The following is a 769-nucleotide window of genomic DNA, read 5'->3' on the forward strand; positions in this document are numbered from 1 at the left end:
CCGCCATTCCGATAAATGGTTCGCCCGAAGCCCATACCGCGCCGCAACTGCATTCACGCTCACGCCCGGCTGCAAACTCTCAGCCACGATCCGTGCTTTGACCTCATTGGGCCACCGCTTCTGGCCATTGGCCCGTATCTCCACCCCGTAGTCCCTGAGAAACTCTACCGTAGTCGCCATCGCGAAACTCCCGCCCAATATCCGTCAGAAACGGAGTCGCAGCTCAGGCGAAAACTGGGAAGGTGCTGTCCAGGCAACGCTTACAGATCGGCTGCCACCTCCTTGCGATCTTTCCAAGCACAGAAGTTCAGCGAATGGCGCACGAGATGAACAATGCACGTTTGCACGGCCGTGTCCGGAAAGGCTGCTGTGATGGCATCCGTTGCCCGGCAGTCGAAACGCAGTTTCGATGAGAGGGAGGGAAGCCCTTGAGACCATCTACGACCGCAATCAGGATGTCTTGCAGCCCACGGTTCTTCAGCTCTGTCATCACCGAGAGCCAAAATTTGGCGTCCTCGTTGTCAGCGATCCAAAGACCGAGAACCTCGCGCACGCCATCCCTGCTGACGCCGAGGGCCACGTAGACGGCTTTGTTCTTGACCATGCGGCTATCCACTGCCCGGCAGGGCATTGCGAAGCAATGTCCCGAGAGGGGCGTCGCGGATCTTGACCCGTAGAGCGTCAAAAATGACGATGGGATACATCCGGTCCAGCGCCCGGGACTGCCATTCCCGAACCTCATCCAGCACCGCATCGGTCACGCGGCTGA

At 59.2% G+C, this 769-nt stretch carries 1 protein-coding gene and 1 pseudogene; both read right to left on the reverse strand.

Annotation, left to right across the window (positions count from 1 at the left end):
• Positions 1-180 (reverse strand): transposase (locus tag A3722_RS17975; protein WP_150120545.1); only part of this gene is annotated, 180 nt, incomplete at its 3' end.
• Between the two features lie 83 nt (positions 181-263).
• Positions 264-769 (reverse strand): annotated as a pseudogene (locus tag A3722_RS17980) (IS256 family transposase); the annotation flags it as partial.

It is taken from the genome of Sulfitobacter sp. HI0027 (assembly GCF_001634775.1).
GTDB lineage: Bacteria > Pseudomonadota > Alphaproteobacteria > Rhodobacterales > Rhodobacteraceae > Sulfitobacter.